The following is a 22,989-nucleotide window of genomic DNA, read 5'->3' on the forward strand; positions in this document are numbered from 1 at the left end:
GCCTAGGGTCCAGTCATGACCACGCCTCCCGCAGCCCTCACCCCCTCGCTCGACCTCGGTGGTCGCACCGCCCTCGTCACCGGCGCGGCCGGCGGCATCGGCCGCGCCTGCGCGCTGCGGCTGGCGGCCGCGGGAGCCAAGGTCCGGGCGGTCGACCGGGACCCCGCGGGCCTGGAGGAACTCGCCGGGAGCGCGGCCGGCCTGCCGGGCGCGATCGAACCGCACGTCCTGGACCTCACCGACCTGGACGCGGCCGAACTCGCCGCCGCCGGCACCGACGTCCTGGTCAACAACGCCGGTCTGCAGCACGTCAGCCCCCTGGAGGACTTCCCCCCGGCCGTCTTCCACACGGTCCTCACCGTGATGCTGGAGGCGCCCTTCCGGCTCATCCGAGGCGCCCTGCCCCACATGTACGGGCAGGGCTGGGGCCGTGTCGTCAACGTGTCCTCCGTCCACGGCCTGCGGGCCTCCGCCTACAAGTCGGCGTACGTGGCCGCCAAGCACGGACTGGAGGGGCTGTCCAAGACGACCGCCCTCGAAGGAGCCTCCCACGGCGTCACCTCCAACTGCGTGAACCCCGCCTACGTACGCACCCCGCTCGTGCAGCGGCAGATCGCCGACCAGGCGCGGGCGCACGGTATCCCCGAGGAACGCGTGCCCGCCGAGGTGCTGCTGCGCGACAGCGCCGTCAAACGGCTCATCGAACCGGAGGAGGTCGCCGAGGCGGTCGCCTATCTGTGCGGGCCGCGGGCGTCCTTCGTCACCGGCACCTCACTGGTCCTCGACGGCGGCTGGACCGCGCACTGAACACGCGTTCGGCACCGGTGCTCCGACGTTTTCCACAGGCCTGACGGGGCGAGCCGGTGATGGGGAATCCTGTGAGCATGTCCCGTGATCACCCGGAGGGCACCACGACAGCCCTCGACACCGCCCACGACGCCGACGCGCCGTTCCTCGAACTGCTCGCCCGGGGAGCGGACGCCGAGGCGTACGAGCGGCCGGTGCTGCTCGCCCGCGCCGGGGGACTGCCCGCGGAGCGGATCGCGGCGCTGGAGCGGGCCAAGCTGCTGGCCCTGCGCGTCCGGGCGGAACTGGAGGGCCGGCGCCGCCGGGAGGCCGAACTGTCCGCCCTCTTCGAAACGGCCCACGACCTGGCCGGTCCGCGTGACGTGGACGAGGTCCTGCGGGCGATCGTGCAGCGTGCGCGCTCACTCCTCGGCACCGATGTCGCCTACCTCAGCCTGCACGACCCGGCCCGGGGCGACACCTACATGCGGGTCACCGAGGGGTCGGTCGCGGCCCGGTTCCAGCAACTCCGCCTCGGCATGGGGGAGGGGCTCGGCGGCCTGGTCGCCCAGACCGCCCGCCCCTATGTCACCGACGACTACTTCCGCGACGACCGCTTCCGCCACACGACGGCCATCGACGCGGGCGTGCGCGACGAGGGCCTGGTGGCGATCCTCGGGGTGCCGCTGGCGCTGGGGCCGGACGTCATCGGGGTGCTGTTCGCCGCCGACCGGCGCGCCCGGGTCTTCGAACGGGAACAGATCGCGCTCCTCGGCTCCTTCGCCGCGCTGGCGGCGGCCGCGATCGACACGGCCAACCTGCTGACCGAGACCCGCTCGGCCCTGGCCGGCCTCGAGCGTGCCAACGAGATCATCCGGGACCGCAGCGCGGTCATCGAGCGCGCCTCCGACGTCCACGACCGGCTCGCCGAACTCGTACTGCGCGGCGGCGGGGTGCACGACGTGGCCGCCGCGGTGTCCGAGGTGCTCGACGGCACGGTCGCGTTCACGGAGACCGCACCGGCCCGGGCCCTGGAGGCCTCCCGCGCCGAAGGCCACGCCGTGCGGCACGCGGACGACTGGATCGCGGCGGTGGCCGCCGGCGGCGAACTGCTCGGCGCGCTGGTGCTGCGCGGCCACCCCGGCCTCGACCCCGTCGACCAGCGCACCCTGGAGCGCGCCGCGATGGTCACCTCCCTGCTGCTCCTGGCCAGACGCTCCGCGGCCGAGGCCGAACAGCGCGTCCGCGGCGAACTGCTGGACGATCTGCTCGACGCCCGCGACCGCGATCCGCGTCTGCTGCGCGAACGGGCCTCCCGGCTGCGCGCCGACCTCGACGCCACCCACGTCGTGCTCGCCGCGCGGCTGGACGGCACCGCGCCCGACGCCGACCAGGAGGCGGCCGCCCGCCGGCGTCTGTGGTCCGCCGCCTCCCACCTCGCGGCGACCCGGCACGGCCTGGCCGCCGCCCGCGACGGCGGCACCGTCCTGCTGCTTCCCCTGGACCCGGGCGACACCGCCACCGACGTGGCCCGCCGCACCGCCCGGCACCTGGGCACCGCCGTCCACGAGGCGGTCACCGTCGGCGCCTCGGCGCCCGTCCGGGACCTCGCCGCCCACCCGGACGCCGTGGCCACCGGGTACGAGGAGGGACGCCGCTGTCTGGACGCCCTCCGACTGCTGGGCCGTTCCGGAGACGGCGCGGCCGCCGAGGACTTCGGCTTCCTGGGCCTGCTCCTCGGCGGCGAACGGGACGTGACGGGCTTCGTGGACCGCACCATCGGCCGGGTGGTCGCGTACGACGAACGGCGCGGCACCGACCTGCTGCGCACCCTCGACGCGTACTTCGCCTGCGGTATGAGCCCGGCCCGCACCAAGGACGAACTCCACGTCCATGTGAACACCGTGGCCCAGCGCCTGGAACGGGTCGGCCGTCTCCTGGGCGACGACTGGCACAGCCCCGCCCGGGCGCTGGAGATACAACTCGCCCTCAGACTGCGCCGGCTGACGGTCCCGGCAGCGCGCTGACCCCCGCACGCGGGTGCGGGGGCCGGCGGGACCGGGAGCAGACAGGAGACCGGGATCAGACGGCACGCGCGTCCGGCGCGGGGGCCGGCGCGTGGTCGGTTTCGGGCGAGGGCCCGACCTCGGCCAGGTCCCGATGGCGGGTCTCCTTGGCCGCTCCCACGGCGACGACCGTCACCAGCGCGGCGGCGATCACGTACAGGGCGATCGGCGTGGAACTGTCGTAGTCGGCCAGCAGGGCGGTGGCGATGAGCGGGGCCGGGGCGCCTGCCGCGACCGAGGCGAACTGGGCACCGATGGAGGCGCCGGAGTACCGCATCCGGGTCGCGAACATCTCGGAGAAGAAGGCCGCCTGGGGTGCGTACATCGCGCCGTGCAGCACCAGGCCCACGGTCACGGCGAGGAGGAGGCCGCCGAAGTCACCGGTGTCGACGAGTGCGAAGAACGGGAACATCCACAGCCCGATCCCGACGGCGCCCAGCAGGTACACCGGCCGCCGTCCGATCCGGTCCGACAGCGCGCCCCAGGCGGGGATGACCGCGAAGTGCACGGCGGAGCCGATGAGCACGGCGTTCAGCGCCGTCTGCTTGGAGACCCCGGCCGAGGTGGTGGCGTACACGAGGATGAAGGCGGTGATGACGTAGTAGGAGATGTTCTCCGCCATGCGCGCCCCCATCGCGACCAGCACGTCCCGCCAGTGGTGACGGAGGACGGCGACGAGCGGCATCTTCTCCGCGTCCGCCACCCGGGCGGTCCTGCGGGCCTCGGCCTGCGCCAACGCCTGCCGGAAGACGGGCGATTCATCGACGGACAGACGAATCCACAGACCCACGACGACCAGCACACCCGAGAGCAGGAACGGAACCCGCCAGCCCCAGGAACCGAAGGCCGCGTCCGACAGCAGGGCGGTCAGCAGCGACAGCACACCCGTCGCCAGCAACTGCCCCGCGGGCGCACCGGTCTGCGGCCACGAGGCCCAGAACCCGCGCCGCCGCGCGTCCCCGTGCTCGGACACCAGCAGCACGGCCCCGCCCCACTCGCCGCCCAGCGCGAAGCCCTGCACCAGCCGCAGCACCGTCAGCAGCACGGGCGCGGCGGCCCCGACGGTCGCGTGCGTCGGCAGCAGCCCGATCGCGAAGGTCGCCCCGCCCATCAGCAGCAGACTCAGCACCAGCAGCCTCTTGCGGCCGAGCCGGTCACCGTAGTGCCCGAAGACCAGCGCCCCCAGCGGCCGTGCCGCGAATCCGACGGCGTACGTCAGGAAGGACAGCAGCGTGCCGACGAGCGGTTCGGACTCCGGGAAGAACAGCTTGTTGAAGACGAGCGCGGCGGCGGAGCCGTAGAGGAAGAAGTCGTACCACTCGATGGTGGTGCCGATGAGGCTGGCGGCGACGATGCGCCGGAGGTTGTTCGGCGTCGGGGGAGCGGTTGCTGCGGAGGCCATGTGCGCCACTTCCTCATGTGCGGTAGGGACGGGTACGTGCTGGCACACCGTAGAAACACGCAGGTCAGGCGGACATGTGGTGGGGCAACATAGTTCGGGGCCCGCCTATGCGCGCGGCCACCATGGTGTGGTGCTGTCGCTGGATCGGGTGAGTGGCCGGCCGGGGGGGCCGTGCGACCCCGCCGCGCCCCCGGCGGGACGGCGCGGATGCGCCGCCCCGGTCCGGGTGCGCGCTCGGAGTCATCGGTTCGCGGGTCGTGCTCAGACCAGGGTGGAGATGCAGAACGGGTGGCCGGCGGGGTCCAGCAGGACCCGCCACCGGTCGGGGTCCGGCTGGTATTCGGGTTTGACGGCCCCCAGGGCGAGGAGCCGGGCCTCGGCGGCGTCCAGATCATCGACGCCCAGTTCGATGTGGGCCTGCTTCTCCTGGGCCGGGTCCGGCCACGTGGGCCGGCGGTAGTCGGACAGCCGGTTGAATCCCAGTCCGGCCGCGCCCTCCTGGCCGAGCAGGACGAAGTGGTCGGTGGAGAAGACGACGGGCAGGCCGAGGGCCTCGCCGTAGAAGCGGGCCATGTCGGCGGGATCCGGGCAGTCGAAGGTGACCGCCGAATAACGGAACGTGGGTGCGGAGGTGTTTGCCGTGCTCATGGGGAGGACGCTACGGCGGGACCAGGACAGATTCGGTCCTGGTCATGTGGAACACTTCAGCATGTGATCAGCGCATCCGCCCGCCTGCTGCGACTGCTCTCCTTGCTGGCCGCCCGGCCGTCCTGGACCTGCGGTGAGCTGGCCGGCCGGATGGCGGTCACCGAGCGCACGGTGCGGCGGGACATCGCCAAGCTCCGTGAACTCGGCTACGCCGTCGAGTCCGACCCCGGTCCGTGGGGCGGATATCGCCTCCGTGCCGGATCCCGGGTCCCGCCGCTGATCCTCGATGACGAAGAAGCGCTTGCCGTGGCCGTCGGGTTGCGCGAGGCGGCGCTGAGCGGCGCTCTCGGCGGCGACCAGGCCGCGCTGTCGGCGCTGCTGAAACTGCGGCAGGTCCTGCCGCGGCGGATCGCGGACCGGCTGGGTGAGATGGACGCCGCCTTCGTGCACACCCCCAGACCCGACGAGCCGCAGATCACCCCCGGCATGCTGCTGGAACTGGCCGCCGTATGCCGCCGGGGCGAGCGCGCCCGCCTGTCGTACCGCGACCGGGAAGGGAAGGCCACGGTCCGGGACGTCGACCCGTACCGCCTCGTCCACACGGGCCGCCGGTGGTACTTCGTCGCCCGGGACGTGACGCGCGGCCAATGGCGGACCTTCCGGGCGGACAGGGTCGACCGGCTCCAGCCGACCGGGCACCCGGTGGAACTCGTCGACCCACCCGACCCCGCACTGCTCGTCGCCCGCTCCGTCGCGACCGGCCCCTACCCGCTCTCCGCGACGATCCGCCTCCCCGTGCCCATGGACCGAGCCCTGCGGCTGATCCCGTCGACCGTCGGTTCCCACCGTCCCGAAGGCCCCGACGCCACGATCGTCGACATCGGCGGTCCCGACGCGGACGGGCTCGCCGGATACCTCCTCAGCCTGGGCACACCCCTGCGCGTCCTGTCACCAAAGGCCGTACGGCAAGCCCTGCTGCGCCGCACCCGGGAACTCTTCGAGGACAACGCGAACGGTCGGTCCCGGTAGTGCGCGTCTCCGGCCTGTAGGGCCGCATCCAGGGCTTTGACCACGCGATCGCGGTGCCGCGCGGACGTCGCCGCAGTCCGTCCGGCGCCCGTCGGCCATGGCACGCACGCCCGCCCATGAGCGGTTTCGCGACGTCACCCGCACGCGCAGCGGTGATGTCGCAGACCTGCCAGCTTCTGTCCCGATCCGCCTGTTGCACTGAGCACGCGACACCACACTCATCACACAGGACGGAATCCATGGCTGCCTCCACCACCGCCACGACGTACGACTCCGGCGGCGCTGCTTCGCCACACCGATCCCCGGTGAGCGGATGGCCGGCCGTCGTTGCGGTGATGCTGGGCATCCTCTCGATCGTCACCACGGAAATCCTCCCGATCGGACTTCTCACCACGATCGGCGCCGGATTCACCATCTCCGACGGCATGGCCGGACTGATGATGACCATGCCCGGCTTCCTCGCGGCGATCGCCGCACCAGTCGTCACCGTGGCGACCGCGCGCATCGACCGCCGCCCGATGCTGTGCGTGTTCATGGTCCTGCTCGCCGGAGCGAACTTCCTTGCGGCAGCGGCGCCCGATTACTGGCTCGTCCTGGTCTCCCGCGTCATCGTCGGCATCGTGATCGGCGGTTTCTGGTCCATCGGCGCCTCACTGGCCGAACGCCTGGTACCCGCCGCATCCGTCGGGCGTGCAACAGCGGTGATCTTCTCCGCCGTGCCCTTGGGCTCCGTACTCGGCGTGCCCGCCGGTACGCTCATCGGCGACCTGGCCGGATGGCGCACCGCGTTCCTCGCCATGGGCGGCTTCACCGTCGCCGTGTTGATCATGCTGCTGCTCGTCATGCCACCGCTGCCGCCCCGCCGGACAACCCGCCTGACCGTGCTGCGCGGCATGCTCAACAGCGTCGCCACCCGCTTCGCGCTGCTCCTGACCGTGCTGGTCGTCCTGGCGCACTTCGGCACCTACACCTACGTCACCCCGTTCCTCGAGCAGGTCACAGACGTCGGCTCCGGGCTCATCACCGTCTTCCTGCTCATCTACGGCGCGGCGGGCATCGTCGGCACCTTCCTGGGCGGCTCCCTGGTGGCCCGTCACCCGCGGGCCACCTTCGGCACCGCCGCCGGCATGATCGCGGCCGCCACGCTGCTCCTGCCGGTGCTGGGGCAGTGGAAAGCCGGAGCCCTCGTTCTTCTCGTCGTCTGGGGCGTGGGATACGGGGCGGTCCCCGTCTCCTCCCAGACTTGGTTCACCAGGGCGACCCCCGCCACCCCTGAGGCGGCTTCCGTCATGTTCACCGCCTCCTTCCAGGCCACGATCTCCCTCGGAGCCCTGGCCGGCGGACTCGTCGTCGACGGCAGCTCACCCTCGACGGCCATGATCCTGGGCGGTATGACAGCCGCACTCGTGATCGCAGTCGTGTGGGCACCACGCCCGAGGCCTGGGGCGCGGTGTGCGTGCCCGCTCCGCGTCCGCCTCCTGAAGTGACGTCGGCCGAAAGCCGGTTGGCTCGCGGCCGGGCTCCGGTCAGATGCCGCCGGTGTTCAGCAGCCGGTTCGGGGTGTCGGAGCGGACGCCGCGTACGACTCCGCGGGTGGCCGTGCGGTCCAGCCAGACGTGGACCTCGTCGGCCGTGACGTGGGGGTGAGCCGACAGGTACAGGGCGATCACGCCGGTCGCATGCGGCGCGGCCCAGGAGGTGGCGCCCTCGTTCTCCGTGAACGTGCCGCCGCCGGCGAGGGCGGCGGTCACCTTCTGGCCGGGGGCGTACAGGTCCACGCACCGTCCGTATCCCGATCCGTAGGAGCCACCGTCGCTCCACACGCGGTCGTTCGACGTGGAGGCCGCCACGACGATCGTGCCGGGGACGCCGGCCGGGGAGTGCTTGCAGGCGTCGTCATGGAAGTTGCCGGCCGACACCACGGTCGGGATGCCCGCGTCGACCATCTTCTTCACGGCGGATTCCAGGGCCGCCGACCGGTGGTCGAGGTTGAGGGACATGTTCACCACCGCGGGCTTCTGCGCGTGCGCGGTCACCCACTTGACCGACTTCACCAGGGCTGCCTCGGCCGCCGCCGGGGAGCCGCCGCCCCCGCTCTCGCACAGGATGCCCTGGACCCGTACGAGCTCGGCCTTGGGCGCCACCCCGTACTTCGCCCCGCCGATGACGCCCGCGACGAAGGTGCCGTGGCCGGTCCCCGCCTCGCTGAAGCAGTCACCGGAGTCCTTCGGGCCCACGAAGTCGGCGCCGAGGCGGGCGCGACCGCCGAATTCCTTGTGGGCGATGTCCATCCCGGTGTCGATCACATAGACGTGCACACCCTTGCCCGTGGCCGTGGTGGTGAGCTTCCCGTTCAGCGGCCGCGACCGCTGGTCCAGGATGTCCAGGTTCCACGGCACGCGCCTGGTCACCGGCGAAGCCGCGGCCTGCGCGATCCCGGAGAGCGTCCCCACGGCGTCGCCGGACGTCGCCGCCGATCCGGACGACGCCCCGCCCGCGGAGGGCGACACGGACTCCCCCTTGCCGTGAGCGGGGACCGTCCCGCCGTTCCCGCCGGCCGCCGCGCCTGCTCCACCGCCGCAGGCCGTGGCCCCGAGCACCGTCACCATGGCCACCACCATCAGCCCGGCCTTCGTCACGTTCCGCGTCACAACGTCCCCCACATCCCGCTTCGTACACAGTCAGCGCACAAGACGACCACGGGGGGCGGGCGGTTCCGGCGCGGCGGGCCGGGGGATCGGAGCACGCCCGTGCCGCCACAGGAGTGACGGCACGGTGGCGCGGGGCCCGGGGCCCGCCGTCCGCGCCGATCGGGCCGGCGGACGGCGGGTGGCGTTCCGGTGGTGGCTACTCGGCGCCGAGACCGGCGTCGTCGACCTCGTCCTCGCCCTCGGCCTTGAGGACCTTGTTGAGCGGTGCGAGGTCGTAGATCCCCTTCAGCTCGGGCTTCTCCAGGAGACCGGCCTTCACCGCGTGCTCCGCCTCGGTGTTGAGGGTGGAGGCCAGCGGGTCATTGAGGAAGGTGATGGACTTCCAGGCCGGGTCGATGACGTCGGCGGGCAACGCCTTGCCCGACAGCTTCTCCAGCGCCGTGTTGGCGGACGCCTTGGCCTTCTCCGGGTTGGCGTTGATCCACTCATTGGTCTTCACCGAGCCGCGCAGGACGGCCTCGACCACGTCGGGGTGCTCGGCGAGGAACTTCTGCGACACGATGATGTTCGTGATCACGAACTTCTTGTCGGGCCACAGGGTCGACTCGTCGAGCAGGACCTTCGCGCCCTCGGAGACCAGCTTGGACGCGGTCGGCTCCGGCACCCACGCGCCGTCGACGGAACCGGACTTGTAGGCGTCCGGGGTGATCTTGTTGTCGGTGCGTACGACGGAGACGTCGCCCTTGCCGCTCTCCGCGTCGACCTTCCAGCCCTGCTCCGCGATCCAGTTGAGGAACGCCACGTCCTGGGTGTTGCCCAGCTGCGGGGTCGCGATCTTCTTGCCCTTGACGTCCGCGAGAGTCCTGATCTTCTTCGGGTTCACCACCAGCTTCACGCCGCCGGAGGCCGAACCGCTGATGATGCGCAGGTTCTTGCCGTCGGACTTGGTGTAGCCGTTGATGGAGGGGGAGGGGCCGATCCAGCCGATGTCGATGGAACCGGCGTTCAGGGCCTCGATCTCGGAGGGGCCGGCGTTGAAGGTGGACGCCTTGATCGTGGTGCCGCCGAGCTCCTTCTGGAGCAGGCCCTCCTGGACGCCCACCAGGGCGGTGCCGTGGGTGAGGTTGGGGAAGTATCCGATCTTCACCGTGTCGGCGGAGAGCTTCTCGGCGCCTGCCGCGGCCGTGGTCTGCTTGCCGTCGTCGGTGGACTCGGAACCGTAGCCGCACGCGGTGAGCAGCAGGGGAAGGGCGGCAGTGACGGCGATGGTGCGCAGGGTGGTGAACGGTCTTGCGGCAGACACGGAGTTGTCCTCTCGGGGATGAGTGAGCAGCGAGGTGCGAAGAGGTGGGGCGGGCGCCTGTCGGCGCACCCCGACGGTCCGCTCCGGGCCGTGGACGGCGAACGTGCCGTCGCGGGGGAGGAGCGGGACGCGGGGGGTGTGGTGGTGCTCGGCCGAATCAGGTTCTGTGGCGTCAGAGGAGCCGACACAGGGCACTGGACGCACGGCCGAGATCGATGTGGCGGCGCGTGGTCAGAGGGGGCAGCGGCCGGAGCGCGTAGTCGAGCGTTCTCATGACCCCCCCGATCCCTAGTTTTCCTACCTGGTTGATGGGGATCGTGACAGACGACGGAGCGTACCCCAAGAGGGTGTTCGTACGATGGACCGCTCTATCTCATTATATGGGATCAGGGTCGGCCGGTGACCTGCTCCCGGTCATACGGGCAGCACGAACGGAGGGTGTGCCCCGTTGAGGAAGTAGTCCCCGACGTCGCGGAGTCGGTGGGCGACGGGCTCGTACAGGGTGTGGGTCCGCGCATTGCGCCAGAAGCGGTCGAAGCCCAGCCGGGAGGACGCGGAACGGGGGCCGATGATCTCGAGGGCGCGGCTGGTGGACTCCTGAGCGGCCCTCGAAGCGGCGGCCTCGGCCATCGCCACGAGGACCGAGATGTCCGCGTACTCGTCGTACGTGAGGTCTTCGCCGCGCGCCAGTCCGCCGTGCACGGCCTTCAGCGCCTGCTCGGTGAGCGCGGAGGCGGAGCGGGCGAGGACGGTGAGTTCTCCGTAGCCGGTCAGCACCTGCGGGTCGTGGTGCGAACCGGCGGGCCGGGCGGGATGCCAGGCTGGGCCGCCCGCCCTGCTGTACTCACGGGCCTCGGCGAGCACTCCCTCCGTCATGCCGAGAAGGAGCTGGGCCGAGAGGAGGCGTCCGACCGGCGCGGTGAGAGCCGACAGGGGCGTCAGGACCTCCTCGTCCGCGGACAGGGAGCCGAACACGTCGGCGGTGGAGACCTGTACGGCGTCGAACTCGACGCTGCCGGCGGCCGCGAGCCGCTGGCCGAAGGTGTCGGCGTCGCCCTCGACCCGCACGCCGCGATGAGCGGGATCGACGGTGACGGCGAGGGGTTCGCCGGTGCCGGCCCGCCGGGCCCGCACGACAAGGCGGTCGGCGACCAGGACCCCCGTGGGGTAGCTCTGCCGGCCGTCGAGTGCGTGCCCCCTCGCCGTCCTGGTCAGCGTCAGGTGCGGTTCCTGAACGGCGAGACCGCCGCCCCAGAACCACTGCTCGGCCGCGGACCGCCGCTCGACCCGGGCGGCGAGCGCGGGCTCGGCGAGGAACCGGGCGCTCCACGACAGGAAGTAGTGACAGCCGAGCAGTCGGGCGATCGCGCCGTCGGCGACGGCGATCTCCCGGACGACGGCGTAGGCCGTGGGCCAGTCGGCGCCGCCTCCCCCGAGTTCGGCCGGTACGAGGAGCGTCAGCAGTCCCGCCTCGCGCAGCCGGGCCACCTCGTCGAAGGGGGCCTTGCCCGCCTGCTCCCTCGCCACCGCGTCCGTGGCCAGGTCGTCCGCCGTCTCGCGGGCGACGCGCAGCCAGTGCGCGGGGCCGGGCCCCGTCGGATCGGTATCCGAGACGGGTCCGGACGGCGCGGTGGCAACGCCCATGGCGATGGGTCTCCTCAAGGCTCGGGGTGCGGCCGGGTGGTGCGGACCCACGGCGCGGCCGCCGCCGATGTGGTCGTGGTCCCGGATGCGGGCCGTCAACTGCTCGCGCGAATGCGGGGCATGTACATCATCCTGCGCACCCGACGGACGGAGCGTCAACACTTTCCTAGTTAATCGATAGGAAATGTAGGGAAGGTGGTGACGGGGGGCTGGAGGCGCGGGCGGCCGGTCCCTGTTCTCGCGGAGCCGGAGCGGAGCGGGGCTCGACGCGGACCGGCCCCGCCGCGTTGACGAAAAGCGAGTTGTACTGCTCAATTGGTCGCATGAACGGCGAGCAGCGACTGGTCACCCGGGGCCACATCGACTTCGGTCGGGTGTGGTCCGCAGCGTGTCGCGCCTGATGCCGCACCGGGCCGCCTGACCGGCCCTTCCCTCCCCCGGGGGCACCGTCACGGGCCGGATTCCCGCTCGCGCGACACCGCCGTACGCACGTACCGAGCACGGGCTGGACGCGAGCGGACGGTCTCGCGGGCGCCCTTCCTCCCCGCCCCCACCGAGGGTTTCGCTCCGCTCGCCGGCACCTGCTCGGCGATCAGCCGCGCCGTCCCCGCAGGGCACCCCGTGGCACGGCTCGCACCGGACTCGAGGAAAGGTCAACTCCCATGCCTGTGGAGTTCCTTGGCATCGCCGCCACCCACGACGGCTCCGAAACGACCCCGCGCTCCGGCGCCGCCTTCGACAGGGAGTACACGCTCCGGCTCGCCCGGGCGCACGAGGACCACGGCTGGGACCGGGTGCTGTTCGCCTACGGTTCCGGATCGCCGGATCCCGCGCCGGCCGCCGCCTACGTCGCGAGCCGGCTGGACCGCCTCCGGATCCTGCTCGCCCACCGGCCCAACGTCTCCTACCCGACGTTCGCCGCGAAGACCTTCGCCACCCTCGACCAGATCAGCGACGGCCGGCTGACCGTGCATTTCATCACCGGCGGCAACGACCACGAACAGCGCCGCGAGGGCGACACCCTCACCAAGGACGGGCGTTACGCCCGCACCCGCGAGTACATCCGGATCGTCAAGAAGATCTGGACCACCCACGAGCCCTTCGACCACGAGGGCGAGCACTACCGCTTCCACGACTTCGTCAGTGATGTCTTCCCGGTCCAACAGCCTCGCCCGAACGTGTCGTTCGGTGGCTCGTCGCCCGCCGCGTACGCCGCGGGGGGCGCCGAGGCCGACATCTACTGCCTGTGGGGCGAGCCCCTTGAGGAGACCGCCGAGCAGATCGCGAACGTGAAGGCCGCCGCGAAGGCCGCGGGCCGCACCGACGTGCCCCGCATCCAGGTGGCGTTCCGCCCGATCATCGCCCCGACCGAGGAACTGGCCTGGGAGAAGGCGCACCGCACGGTCGGCGCGATCAAGGCCCGCAGGGAGAAGGGCGAGCCGGTCACCAAGCGCCGCTACGGGCAGGCCCAGCCGCAGAACACCGGCTCGCAGCGGCTGATCGCCATTGCCGAGGCGGGGGAGCGCTACGACCGCGCCCTGTGGACCCCGACAGCCGCCGCGACCGGTGGAGCCGGCAACTCCAACGCCCTGGTCGGCACCCCCGAGACCGTGGCCCGGGCGCTCCTGGACTACTACGACCTCGGCGTGGACATCCTGTCCGCCCGCGGCTACGACCTGCTGGGCGACGCCGTCGACTTCGGCCGCCACGTGATCCCGATCGTCCGCGAGGAAGTCGCCAAGCGCGACGCGGAACGGGTGGTGCGCGGCACGCGGAACCCCGCGGCGGTGAACGGATGACCTCTGTCGCGCAACGGCAGCTTCCCGCAACTGAGTTGACGGTCGCTCAGGTCCGCGTGTCCGACCTGCACGGCTCAGCAGAGCGACACGGTCGCCGGTACCCCGTGGACCTGGGCGCGATCGGCGTCGCACGCTGGCGCGGGGTGCGTCTGGCCGACGTGCTGCGCAGGGCCGGGCTGTCCCCGTACGCCGTGGACGTGCAGCCGCGCGGCCTGGACGCCGAGTACGTCAGCGGCGGCGAGAGCCTGGGCCGGGTACCCGTCCGCTGCCGCCGGCCAAGGCGCTGGACGACGTATTGCTCGCGTACGAGATGAACGGGAGCGGCTTCCGTACGACCACGGGTATCCCGTGCGGGTGCTGGTCCCGTCCTGGGTGGGCATCGCGTCGATCAAGTGGGTCGGCGACATCGAGGTGTCCGCGCAGCCGCTCTACTCGCCCTGGAACACCACCTTCTAACGGCTGTTCGGCCCCTCCCACCCGGAGGGCGGCAGTGCGCCGCTGACCCGGCAGGCCACGAAGAGCGCCTTCGAGCCGGCGAGCGGGGCCACGTTCACGGCGGGCCGGCGGCACGCCCTGCACGGACGGTCGTGGTCGGGTGCGGGCGCCGATGCCGGGGTCGACGTCAGTACCGACGGGGGTGTCAGCCGGCGGCCCGCCCGCATGCACGACCGGCCTCGCGCCGGGACCTGGACCCGCTGGTCCCTCGACTGGTGGCCCGAGGCACCCGGCGCCACCCACCTGCCGGCCCGGGCGAAGGACATGGCCGGCCGCACGCAGCCGGACGTCGCCGTGCCCAACACCCAGGGCTACCTGTTCGAGGCGGTGGTACGGCATCCGGTGCACGTGGTGTGACGCCCACCGGCTCCTGCCGCCGTCGGCCGCCCGGCCCGGCGGACGACGTCAGGGCCTGTCGCGAAGGCGGCCGCGCTGCGGGCGACGACGCCACTGGCGCAACAGGCCCTACCCGACGAGTTCGTCCACCAGCGCGGCGACCTGCTCCACTTCGATGAGGAAGCCGTCGTGACCATAGGGCGATTCGATCACCCGGAGACGGTCGGCCGTGCGGATACCGGCGGCCAGCTCCGCCTGCTGGGCGAGGGGATACAGACGGTCCGAGGTCACTCCGGCGACCAGCGTCCTGGCGGTCACGCGGCGCAGGGCGGCGCGCGTACCGCCGCGACCGCGGCCGACGTCGTGGGTGTTCATGGCGTCCGCCAGCGCGACATAGCTGCCCGCGTCGAAGCGGCGCACCAGCTTGGCGGCATGGTGGTCGAGATACGACTCGACCTGGTACCGGCCGCCGCTCCCCGGGTCCTCCGCGCCCTGGGGCGCGCGACCGAAGCGGACCTGCAGCTCCGGCTCGCTGCGATAGGTGACGTGGGCGATACGGCGGGCCAGGCCGAGCCCCGCGTCGGGCCCCCGTCCCGTGCCGTGGTAGTCGCCGCCGCGCCAGAACGGGTCGCTGCGGATGGCGTGGAGCTGAATGCCGGCCCAGGCGATCTGCTCCGCGCTCGCCGCCGCCGTGGTCGCGAGCAGGAGGAGGGCGCCCGTGCGCTCCGGATACGACACGGCCCACTCCACGGCACGCATCCCGCCCATGGAGCCGCCGACCACCAGCGCCCAGCGGTCGATGCCGAGCGCGTCGGCCAGGCCGGCCTCCGCGGCGACCTGGTCACGTTGGGTCAGCGCGGGAAAGGCGCCACCCCAGTGCCGCCCGTCGGGACGCGTCGAGGACGGGCCGGTGCTGCCCTGGCAGCCGCCCAGCACATTGGGAGCGACGACGAACCAGCGGTCCGTGTCCAGGGCCCGGCCGGCCCCGATGAGCCCTTCCCACCAGCCGGGGGTGGGGTGGCCGGGCCCGGCCGGTCCGGCGACATGGCTGTCGCCGGTGAGCGCGTGGAGCACCAGTACGGCATTGGAGCGGTCGGGCGCCGGCCGCCCCCAGGTCTCGAACGCGATCCGGACACCGGGCAGATCACCTCCTGCCTCCAACGGCAGCGGTTTCCCCCGCACATGCCACTGGCGGCGGCCGGGCGGATCCCCCTCCCGCCAGGCCCCGGAGGCCGGCGGGAGGGGAATCGCGGAGGTGGCCGGCACGGTGTTCAGGACGCGCCCTTCGCCGCGCGGAAGCCCGCCTCCAGGTCCGCCTTGAGATCGGCGAGGTTCTCGATGCCGACCGACAGGCGGACCAGGCCGGGCGAGGTGCCGGTCGCCGCCAACTGGGTCTCGTCCAGCTGGCTGTGGGTGGTGGACGCCGGATGGATGATGAGGCTGCGTACGTCGCCGATGTTGGCGAGATGGCTGAACAGCTCGACGCCGTCGACGAACCGCTTGCCGGCCTCGACCCCGTCCCGCAGTTCGAAGGCCAGGACCGCGCCGGCGCCGCGCGGCAGATAGCGCCGCCCCGCCCCGTACCACCGGTTGGACTCCAGGCCCGGGTAGTGGACGGCGGCGACCTCGTCGCGCTGTTCCAGCCATTCGGCCAGCGCCTGGGCGTTGGCGGAGTGCCGTTCGATGCGCAGGCTGAGCGTCTCCACGCCCTGCAGCAGGAGGAAGGCCGAGTGCGGGGAGAGGGCGGGGCCCAGATCGCGGAGCAGCTGGACGCGCAGTTTGACGGCGAAGGCACCCGGGCCGAGCGCGGGCCAGTACCGCAGACCGTGGTAGCTCGGGTCGGGTTCGCTGAAGTCGGGGAAGCGCTCGGGGTGCGCGCCGAAGTCGAAGGTGCCGCCGTCGACGACGACTCCGGCGATGGTGGTGCCGTGGCCGCCCAGGAATTTGGTCGCGGAGTGGACGACGACGTCGGCGCCGTGTTCGAGCGGCCGCAGCAGATACGGGGTCGGGACGGTGTTGTCCACGATCAGCGGGACACCCGCCTCGTGCGCGACGTCGGCCACGGCCCGTACGTCGAGCACATTGCCGCGCGGGTTGCCGAGTGTCTCGGCGAACAGGGCCTTCGTGGTCGGGCGGATCGCCGCTCGCCATGCGTCCAGGTCGTCCGGGTCGTCGACGAAGGAGACCTCGACACCGAATTTGGGCAGGGTGTGCCGGAACAGGTTGTAGGTGCCGCCGTACAGGGATGTGGAGGAGACGATGTGGTCGCCCGCGCTCGCCACGGTGAGGAGCGCGAGGGTCTCGGCGGCCTGCCCCGAGGCGAGGGCCACCGCGGCGACCCCGCCTTCGAGCGCGGCGATCCGCTGCTCGAACACGTCCTGGGTCGGGTTGTGGATACGGGTGTAGATGTTGCCCGGCTCGGCGAGCGAGAACAGGTCCGCGGCGTGCCGGGTGTCGCGGAAGACGAACGACGTGGTCTGGTAGATCGGCACCGCCCGTGCCCCGGTCGTCGGATCCGGCGCGGCGCCGGCGTGGATCTGCTTGGTCTCGAACGACCAGGCCGAGGTGTCGGGGCCGGCTGGTTCGTCCTCGGGGGTGTGGCCGGCGGTGACGGAGTCGGTCGGCTGGCTCATGGTTCTCCCTTGTGCGGGGCGTGCGAGGTGTGCGGTGGGCGCGCGGCGTGCAGGGCGCGCGGGGGTATCCGAAGGGACCGCAGGGCCGCTGTCCCTACCGGAAACGGGCAGGGCACAGCGCGGTGCGGGTGATGGTGAAGAGGGGAATCAGATGCCGGAGCGCGGCGTCAGCTCACGGCGGAACAACACATGGTCGTGACACGCACGTAGTCAACGTGGCGGCGGGTCACAAGCACGGTCATGGGGTCAGGTAACCACAGTTGACGACGGCGCACCAGCACGGCATGTGAAGAGACGATGTCCCGTGCGCCCGGACCGGCGGCCGGGGCCGCCCGTCGCCTCGGTCGCGGTCCCACCCGCGCGGGACGAGGTGCTGGACGCGGCCCGTGTCTTCATCGAGAACCAACTCACCCCAGTTCCGCGGATATACACGTCAGCAGGCGGTGGCCGGTGTGACCCCGGGCCCGGTGCGGCTCTCCGGAGGCCTGGAAGGAGTCGACGATCTCCTCACCGACCTCGAAGCCGGCCTGAAAGCGGCCGCGGCGGGGTGAACACTGCAAGGGACGGTGGCTGTGGCCGTCGCGGGACGTGTGTGCGCACAGGTTATTGACAGGGGACTCGGCGAGGGCTGAGGATCACGCCTGCACATAGTGGATTGAATCGATTCAAGTCCTGTCCTGCGCCGCCGTGGTGACCCGGGCGTCCCTCCCTGCCTCCCTCCCTTCGCCCGCCGCTCCGTACGGCTGCTGTCGCCCTCACCCCCCGGGAAGGTCCCCTCGATGCAGTACGTCTCCCGCCGGTCCGCTCTGCGGTCCGCCATGGGTGTGGCCCTCGCCCCCACGCTGGGTTCCCTGGTTCTTCCCGGTCTCGCGCCGGCGGTGTCCGCCGCGGACTCGTGGACCGCGAAGTGGATCTGGGCGCCGTCCAGTTCGACGAACCAGTGGGTCGCCTTCCGCAGAACGTTCGCCCTCGCTTCCGCGCCGTCGACGGCCGTGACGCGGATCGCGGCCGACTCCAAGTACTGGCTCTGGGTGAACGGCACCCTGGTGGTCTTCGAGGGCCAGCTCAAGCGGGGTCCGAACCGCACGGACACCTACCACGACGAGATCGACCTCGCCCCCCACCTCACCGGAGGCAACAACACGATCGCGCTGTTGGTCTGGCACTTCGGCAAACAGGGCTTCTCACACAACAGCAGCGGCAGGGGCGGCCTGCTGTTCCAGTCGGACGTCACGACCGGCTCGACGACCACGCGCCTGGTCAGCGACACGAGCTGGAAGCACACCGTCCACCCGGGCTACTCCCACAACACCGGCGGAACGCAGGCCAACTTCCGGCTGCCCGAGTCGAACATCTTCTACGACGCCCGCGACACCACCGCCATGGAGGGATGGCGGTCCCCCGGCTTCGACGACAGCGGGTGGACGGCACCGGCCGACTTCGGGGCCGTGGGCTCGTCCCCCTGGAACAACCTCGTCGCACGGCCCATCCCCCTGTTCCGCTACTCCGGTCTGAAGCCGTACGCCAACGCGTCCTCCCTGCCGGGCACCGGCCGGGGGGCCACCGCGATCTCGGCCACCCTGCCGTCCAACCTGCAGGTCACCCCGTATCTGAAGGTGGACGCTCCGGCCGGTGCGGTGATCGGCATCCAGACCGACCACTACGACGACGGCGCCAACCTCACCGGGATCGAGCCCGGCACCGGCTACAACGTCCGCTCCACCTACGTCTGCACGGGCGGAGTCCAGGAGTTCGAGTCGCTGGGCTGGATGAGCGGCACCGCGGTGCGGTACACGATTCCGGCCGGGGTCACCATCCTGGAGCTGAAGTACCGGGAGTCCGGCTACGACACCGACTTCGCCGGCTCGTTCGGCAGCAGTGACGCCTTCCTCGACACCCTCTGGGGCAAGGCCGCCCGCACGATGTACGTCAACATGCGGGACAGCTACATGGACTGCCCGACCCGCGAGCGCTCCCAGTGGTGGGGTGACGTCGTGAACCAGCTCAAGGAGGGCTTCTACACCTTCGACTCCCGCTCCCACGCCCTCGGCGCGAAGGCGATCTCCCAGCTGGCGTCCTGGCGGAAGTCCGGCGGCGCCCTGTACTCCCCGGTGCCGTCCGTCATCTGGACCAGCGAACTGCCCACCCAGATGCTCGCCTCGGTGTGGTCCTTCGGCACGTACCACCTCTACACCGGCGACACCGAAGCCGTCACCGCCGCCTACCCGGCCCTGAAGACCTACCTCGGCCTCTGGAGCCTGGACGGCGACGGACTGGTCGACCACCGTGCCGGTGACTGGGACTGGGAGGACTGGGGCAGCGACATCGACGCCCGCGTGCTCGACAACTGCTGGTACTACCTGGCCCTGGGCACCGCCGTCACCCTGGCCGGCCTCAGCGGCAACAGCGGCGACGTGGCCGGCTGGCAGGCCCGGCGCGACAGCATCGAGGCCGGCTTCGACCGCGTCCTGTGGAACACCTCGAGGAACGAGTACCGCTCGCCCGGCTACACCAGGGACACCGACGACCGGGCCAACGCCCTCGCCGTCGTCGCGGGCCTGGCCCCCGCCTCCCGCCACCGTGCGGTGACCGAGGTGCTGCGCACCCATCTCAACGCCAGCCCCTACATGGAGTTCTACGTCCTCGAGGCGCTGTATCTGATGGGCGCGGCCACCGTCGCCGAGGAGCGGATGCGCAACCGGTACGCCGCCCAGGTCGCCGACGCCGCCTGCCCCACCCTGTGGGAGCTGTGGACCAAGGCCGACGGCACCGACAACCACGCCTGGAACGGCGGCCCCCTGTACGCCCTCTCCGCGTACGCCGCCGGAGTGCGCCCCACGCAGCCCGGCTGGACCGCGTACGACGTGATCCCGCAGACCGGCACCCTCACGAAGATCAGCGCGGTCACACCCACCGTCAAGGGCGACATCCGCTTCGGCATCCGGCGCGACGGCACGAACGTCACCCTGACGCTCACCTCACCGAGCGGCACGACCGCCCGCGTGGGCGTGCCCGTGTACGGCGGCGCCGATCCCGTCGTCAAGGCGGGGGGAACCACCGTCTTCTCCGGTGGCACCTTCACCGGCGGCGTCAGCGGTCTCGGCTACGCGGGCAAGGACTCCTCGTACGTGTACGTCACCGTCCAGCCGGGCGCGTGGACGTTCACGGTGACGGGTACCGGCCGTCTCGACAACCTCGCTCTGGGCCGGCCTGTCACCAGCAACAACAGCCTGGAGAACGGCAATTGGGGAAGAAGCCGGCTCACCGACGGCCGGCTGACGAGCGTGAGCGGCGCGAAGGGCTACACCAGCGCCGAGTTCGCGTCGGCCGACGTCGGCGCCCACCCGGTATGGGTCGAGGTCGACCTCGGAGCCGACACGGACCTCGACGCCGTGCGTCTCTTCCCGCGCACCGACACGCCCGCGGCGGGTGGTGGCACGGCCGGCTTCCCGGTCGACTTCACCCTGCAGACCCGCGCCGACGGCTCCGGCACGTACACCACCGTCCGGACCGTCACCGGCCAGCCGAACCCCGACGGGCTTCCGCAGACGTACGGCTTCAGGACGACCACCGCCCGCCACGTCCGTCTGCAGGCCACCCGGCTCGGGACCCCCGCATCGGACGAGCCCGCCCAGTACCGCCTCCAGCTCGCCGAACTCACCGTCCCCACCGCCGCCACCACCGTGAGCGCCAACTGCACCCTGGAGAACGGCGACTGGGGCAAGACCCGCGTCCTGGACGGCACCCTCACCAGCGTGACCGGCGCCAAGGGGTTCACCAGCATCGACTTCCCCTCCGCCGACGTCACCGCCGGTCCCGTCTGGATCGAGATCGACCTGGGAGCCGACCGGGCCGTCGGCGCCGTCACCCTTCACCCGCGCACCGACACCTCCGCGGCGGGCGGCGGCACGGCCGGGTTCCCCGTCGACTTCGTCCTGCAGACCCGTGCCGACGGCTCCGGCACGTACACCACCGTCCGGACCGTCACCGGCCAGGACAACCCCGACGGGGCCGCCCAGACCTACACGCTCCCGGCCGCCACCGGCCGGTATCTGCGTCTGCGGACCACCCGGCTCGGCAGGCCGGCCTCCGACGAGCCGACGCGGTACCGCCTCCAACTCGCGGAGATCCGGATCCAGTAGAGCACCGGCGGAACCGGCCGAGCCCGTCAGGCGGGGGTCGTCGTCGCTGGGGCCCTGTGCCCTCAGAAGCGGGACGAAGGTCGTCAGGACGTGGCTGTACGGCATGCCGCGTGCGGGGTGGCCCTTCGCCACCCCGGTCGTGTTGCTGCGGCGGGCGATCTCGAGAGGGGCGCTGTCGGTGACGGCGTCCTCGCGGTCGAGTCCGCCGCCGGGGACGCGGTCGGCCGGCAGCTTCTCGTCCAGGACGCCCTCGACGTCGGTGACGGCGTCGCTCCCCTGGGGACAGCCGCCACACGGGTCAGGTGATCGGCGCGCCGCACCCGGCACGGCCGAGAGCCTCCCGATCTTGGGCGAGCTCTACCGGCGGTGCTCCCAGGTCGCGGCCGCCGGCCTGGCCGAAGGGTCGGGGCGTGGCCGAAGGGCCCGGGCGCGCCGTCTTCTCCTCCGAGGCACGCGGCGCCGTCCGGCCGGACACGGCGGGCCGCATCGTCCACCAGGACGTCGGCGCCATGCGGACGTCTGCCGACCTGCGGACCCAGGGGGTCCCCTTCGCGCTGCCGGGGCTCGCGTCGGCATGGTCAGGTCAGCAGCCGTACCCAGCTGGTGGTGAGCTCGTCGAGCATCTGGTCGCGGGTGAGCTTCCAGTCGGAGCGGTCCCAGTTCTGGGCGACGAAGTCGAGCTCGGCCATCGCGAGGACGCCCCGGAAGCGGCGCTGGTGGGGCTCGAAGCGCCCGGCCGTCGCCAGTGCGTCCTCGATGTCGCTGATGGCCTCCTCCATCCAGCGCTCGACCAGGTCGGTGAGTTCCGGATCGACCACCGCGGCATCGCGGCCGATCCGGATGATCGGCCGGATGGCGGGCCAGCTGTCGGCGGTCCGCCGCAGCCACGCCGCGATCGCCTCCGGCGTCCCGTCGGCCACGGTGGCGCCGAGGTCCTGCGCCGTGGAGCCGTGCTCGGGGGAGCTGCCGCGCTGCAGCGTCTCGTTGAGCTGCTCGTCGATGAGGGTCTTCATCAGCTCGCTGCGAGAGGAGAAGTACGCGTAGAAAGTCACACGGGTGGTGCCCGCGGCGGTCGCGATGTCGTCGACCGTGGTGGCGGCGTACCCCTTGGTCTTGAACATCTCAAGTCCGGACTGCAGCAGCAGACGGCGCGTCATCTGCTTCTGGGCCTCTCGCAGGTTGGCCATAACCGGATCTTAACGCGCCGCCGCCTGGTCGGACGTACACGGCGGCCGCACGCGATACGCGTCGCACCGACGCTTGACGCGTTGTAAGTCGATCCTCGGTGCCGGGCCGGGGTCACGGGGTGCCGCCCACGGGCGGTGTTTCCCTGAAGGCCGCGCCGGTGTCTGCTCGTGGTCCCCCGCCGCATCCGTTGCCCGGCCGGCGCTGCGCACGCGGCGGGGCACCGGCCACCACGGCCGGTGCCCCTCGGGTGGTCTTCGGATGCGCGCACCCGGGTACTCGTGTCGCTCGGACAGGCAGGGGCCGGCCGGCCCCGCCCGAGAACCGTCAGCTTGGAGGCGACGATGAGCACGGTGAAGGAAGCGGTCGACGTCGAGGTGCCCGTCCACACCGCTTACAACCAGTGGACTCAGTTCGAGGAGTTCCCGAACTTCATGGAGGGCGTCGAGGAGGTCCGCCAGCTCGACGACCGGCACAACCACTGGGTCACCAAGATCGGCGGGGTGCGGCGCGAGTTCGACACCGAGATCGTCGACCAGCTGGTGGACGACCGGATCACCTGGCGGGCCGTCGGCGGTGAGACCAAGCAGCGGGGATCGGTGAGGTTCGAGCGGCTTGACGACTCGCACACCCGGGTGGAGCTCACGATGGACCTCGAGCCCACCGGCGTCGCCGAGAAGGGCGCGGACATGCTCGGCATGATCGACCGCCGGGTCAAGGGCGACCTGCACCGCTTCAAGGACTACGTCGAAAAGCGCGGCGGCGAGACGGGGTCGTGGCGCGGGCGCATCCGGCCCGGGGACCCCGGCTCGACCCTCTGACAGCCGGGAAGGACGTTCCGCCCACGGGAACAGGCACGCGGATGCCGTC

General features: G+C 71.9%; 16 protein-coding genes and 1 pseudogene. 8 read left to right on the top strand and 9 right to left on the bottom strand.

What is annotated here, in order from left to right; all coding sequences use genetic code 11:
- The first annotated feature begins 15 nt into the window (after positions 1 to 15).
- Positions 16 to 807 (top strand): 3-hydroxybutyrate dehydrogenase, encoded by a 792-nt coding sequence (locus ACFY30_RS11710; protein ID WP_390845016.1) that lies wholly within the window; start codon positions 16 to 18, stop codon positions 805 to 807.
- A 77-nt stretch (positions 808 to 884) separates the two neighbouring features.
- Entirely contained in the window at positions 885 to 2,813 is a 1,929-nt protein-coding gene (locus ACFY30_RS11715; protein WP_390845017.1) for a helix-turn-helix domain-containing protein, read from the top strand.
- A 55-nt stretch (positions 2,814 to 2,868) separates the two neighbouring features.
- Here the strand turns inward: ACFY30_RS11715 and ACFY30_RS11720 are convergent, their stop codons facing one another.
- Positions 2,869 to 4,254 carry an MFS transporter gene (locus ACFY30_RS11720; protein WP_390845018.1) on the bottom strand — a complete coding sequence of 462 codons (1,386 nt, stop codon included), beginning with the start codon at positions 4,252 to 4,254 and terminating at the stop codon, positions 2,869 to 2,871.
- Between the two features lie 261 nt (positions 4,255 to 4,515).
- Positions 4,516 to 4,902, bottom strand: a complete 387-nt coding sequence (locus ACFY30_RS11725; RefSeq protein WP_390845019.1) for a VOC family protein — start codon at positions 4,900 to 4,902, stop codon at positions 4,516 to 4,518.
- Between the two features lie 63 nt (positions 4,903 to 4,965).
- Here ACFY30_RS11725 and ACFY30_RS11730 point away from each other — a divergent pair, with 63 nt between their 5' ends.
- Both ACFY30_RS11730 and ACFY30_RS11735 read left to right on the top strand, forming a co-directional pair.
- Complete coding sequence (locus ACFY30_RS11730) at positions 4,966 to 5,931, top strand: helix-turn-helix transcriptional regulator (RefSeq protein ID WP_390845020.1); 966 nt, start codon at positions 4,966 to 4,968, stop codon at positions 5,929 to 5,931.
- A gap of 239 nt (positions 5,932 to 6,170) precedes the next feature.
- A complete protein-coding gene (locus tag ACFY30_RS11735) occupies positions 6,171 to 7,418 on the top strand; it encodes an MFS transporter (protein WP_390845021.1) in 1,248 nt (415 codons plus the stop codon).
- Between the two features lie 39 nt (positions 7,419 to 7,457).
- Here the strand turns inward: ACFY30_RS11735 and ACFY30_RS11740 are convergent, their stop codons facing one another.
- From ACFY30_RS11740 to ACFY30_RS11755, 4 genes are all read right to left on the bottom strand, one after another.
- On the bottom strand, positions 7,458 to 8,594 hold the full coding sequence (locus ACFY30_RS11740; RefSeq protein WP_390845022.1) for a S8 family peptidase: 1,137 nt from the start codon (positions 8,592 to 8,594) through the stop codon (positions 7,458 to 7,460).
- Positions 8,595 to 8,778: 184 nt separating this feature from the next.
- Positions 8,779 to 9,885, bottom strand: coding sequence for an ABC transporter substrate-binding protein (locus tag ACFY30_RS11745; protein WP_390845023.1), 1,107 nt, complete (start codon positions 9,883 to 9,885; stop codon positions 8,779 to 8,781).
- Positions 9,886 to 10,057: 172 nt separating this feature from the next.
- Entirely contained in the window at positions 10,058 to 10,159 is a 102-nt protein-coding gene (locus ACFY30_RS11750; RefSeq protein ID WP_390845024.1) for a putative leader peptide, read from the bottom strand.
- 140 nt (positions 10,160 to 10,299) lie between these two features.
- Positions 10,300 to 11,529 carry an acyl-CoA dehydrogenase family protein gene (locus tag ACFY30_RS11755; protein ID WP_390845025.1) on the bottom strand — a complete coding sequence of 410 codons (1,230 nt, stop codon included), beginning with the start codon at positions 11,527 to 11,529 and terminating at the stop codon, positions 10,300 to 10,302.
- Positions 11,530 to 12,191: 662 nt separating this feature from the next.
- On the opposite strand from ACFY30_RS11755, the gene ACFY30_RS11760 reads away from it, so the two are divergent.
- Positions 12,192 to 13,328, top strand: a complete 1,137-nt coding sequence (locus tag ACFY30_RS11760) for an LLM class flavin-dependent oxidoreductase (RefSeq protein ID WP_390845026.1) — start codon at positions 12,192 to 12,194, stop codon at positions 13,326 to 13,328.
- A 72-nt stretch (positions 13,329 to 13,400) separates the two neighbouring features.
- A pseudogene (locus ACFY30_RS11765) lies at positions 13,401 to 14,180 on the top strand (molybdopterin-dependent oxidoreductase); the annotation flags it as partial.
- A gap of 108 nt (positions 14,181 to 14,288) precedes the next feature.
- On the opposite strand, the gene ACFY30_RS11770 reads toward ACFY30_RS11765, so the two are convergent.
- Together ACFY30_RS11770 and ACFY30_RS11775 are read right to left on the bottom strand one after the other, a co-directional pair.
- Positions 14,289 to 15,434, bottom strand: a complete 1,146-nt coding sequence (locus tag ACFY30_RS11770) for a homoserine O-acetyltransferase (protein ID WP_390845278.1) — start codon at positions 15,432 to 15,434, stop codon at positions 14,289 to 14,291.
- Positions 15,431 to 16,792, bottom strand: a complete 1,362-nt coding sequence (locus tag ACFY30_RS11775) for a bifunctional o-acetylhomoserine/o-acetylserine sulfhydrylase (RefSeq protein WP_390845027.1) — start codon at positions 16,790 to 16,792, stop codon at positions 15,431 to 15,433. Before ACFY30_RS11775 ends, ACFY30_RS11770 begins: the two co-directional genes overlap by 4 nt.
- Before the next feature lie 779 nt (positions 16,793 to 17,571).
- Here ACFY30_RS11775 and ACFY30_RS11780 point away from each other — a divergent pair.
- Positions 17,572 to 20,934: a discoidin domain-containing protein gene (locus ACFY30_RS11780; RefSeq protein ID WP_390845028.1), complete on the top strand. Its 3,363-nt coding sequence runs from the start codon at positions 17,572 to 17,574 to the stop codon at positions 20,932 to 20,934.
- Positions 20,935 to 21,512: 578 nt separating this feature from the next.
- On the opposite strand, the gene ACFY30_RS11785 is transcribed toward ACFY30_RS11780, so the two are convergent.
- Positions 21,513 to 22,121 (bottom strand): TetR/AcrR family transcriptional regulator, encoded by a 609-nt coding sequence (locus ACFY30_RS11785; protein ID WP_390845029.1) that lies wholly within the window; start codon positions 22,119 to 22,121, stop codon positions 21,513 to 21,515.
- Between the two features lie 342 nt (positions 22,122 to 22,463).
- On the opposite strand from ACFY30_RS11785, the gene ACFY30_RS11790 reads away from it, so the two are divergent.
- Positions 22,464 to 22,940, top strand: a complete 477-nt coding sequence (locus ACFY30_RS11790) for an SRPBCC family protein (RefSeq protein ID WP_390845030.1) — start codon at positions 22,464 to 22,466, stop codon at positions 22,938 to 22,940.
- The last annotated feature ends 49 nt before the right edge of the window (positions 22,941 to 22,989 follow it).

This window comes from Streptomyces sp. NPDC000345 (genome assembly GCF_042898825.1).
GTDB lineage: Bacteria > Actinomycetota > Actinomycetes > Streptomycetales > Streptomycetaceae > Streptomyces.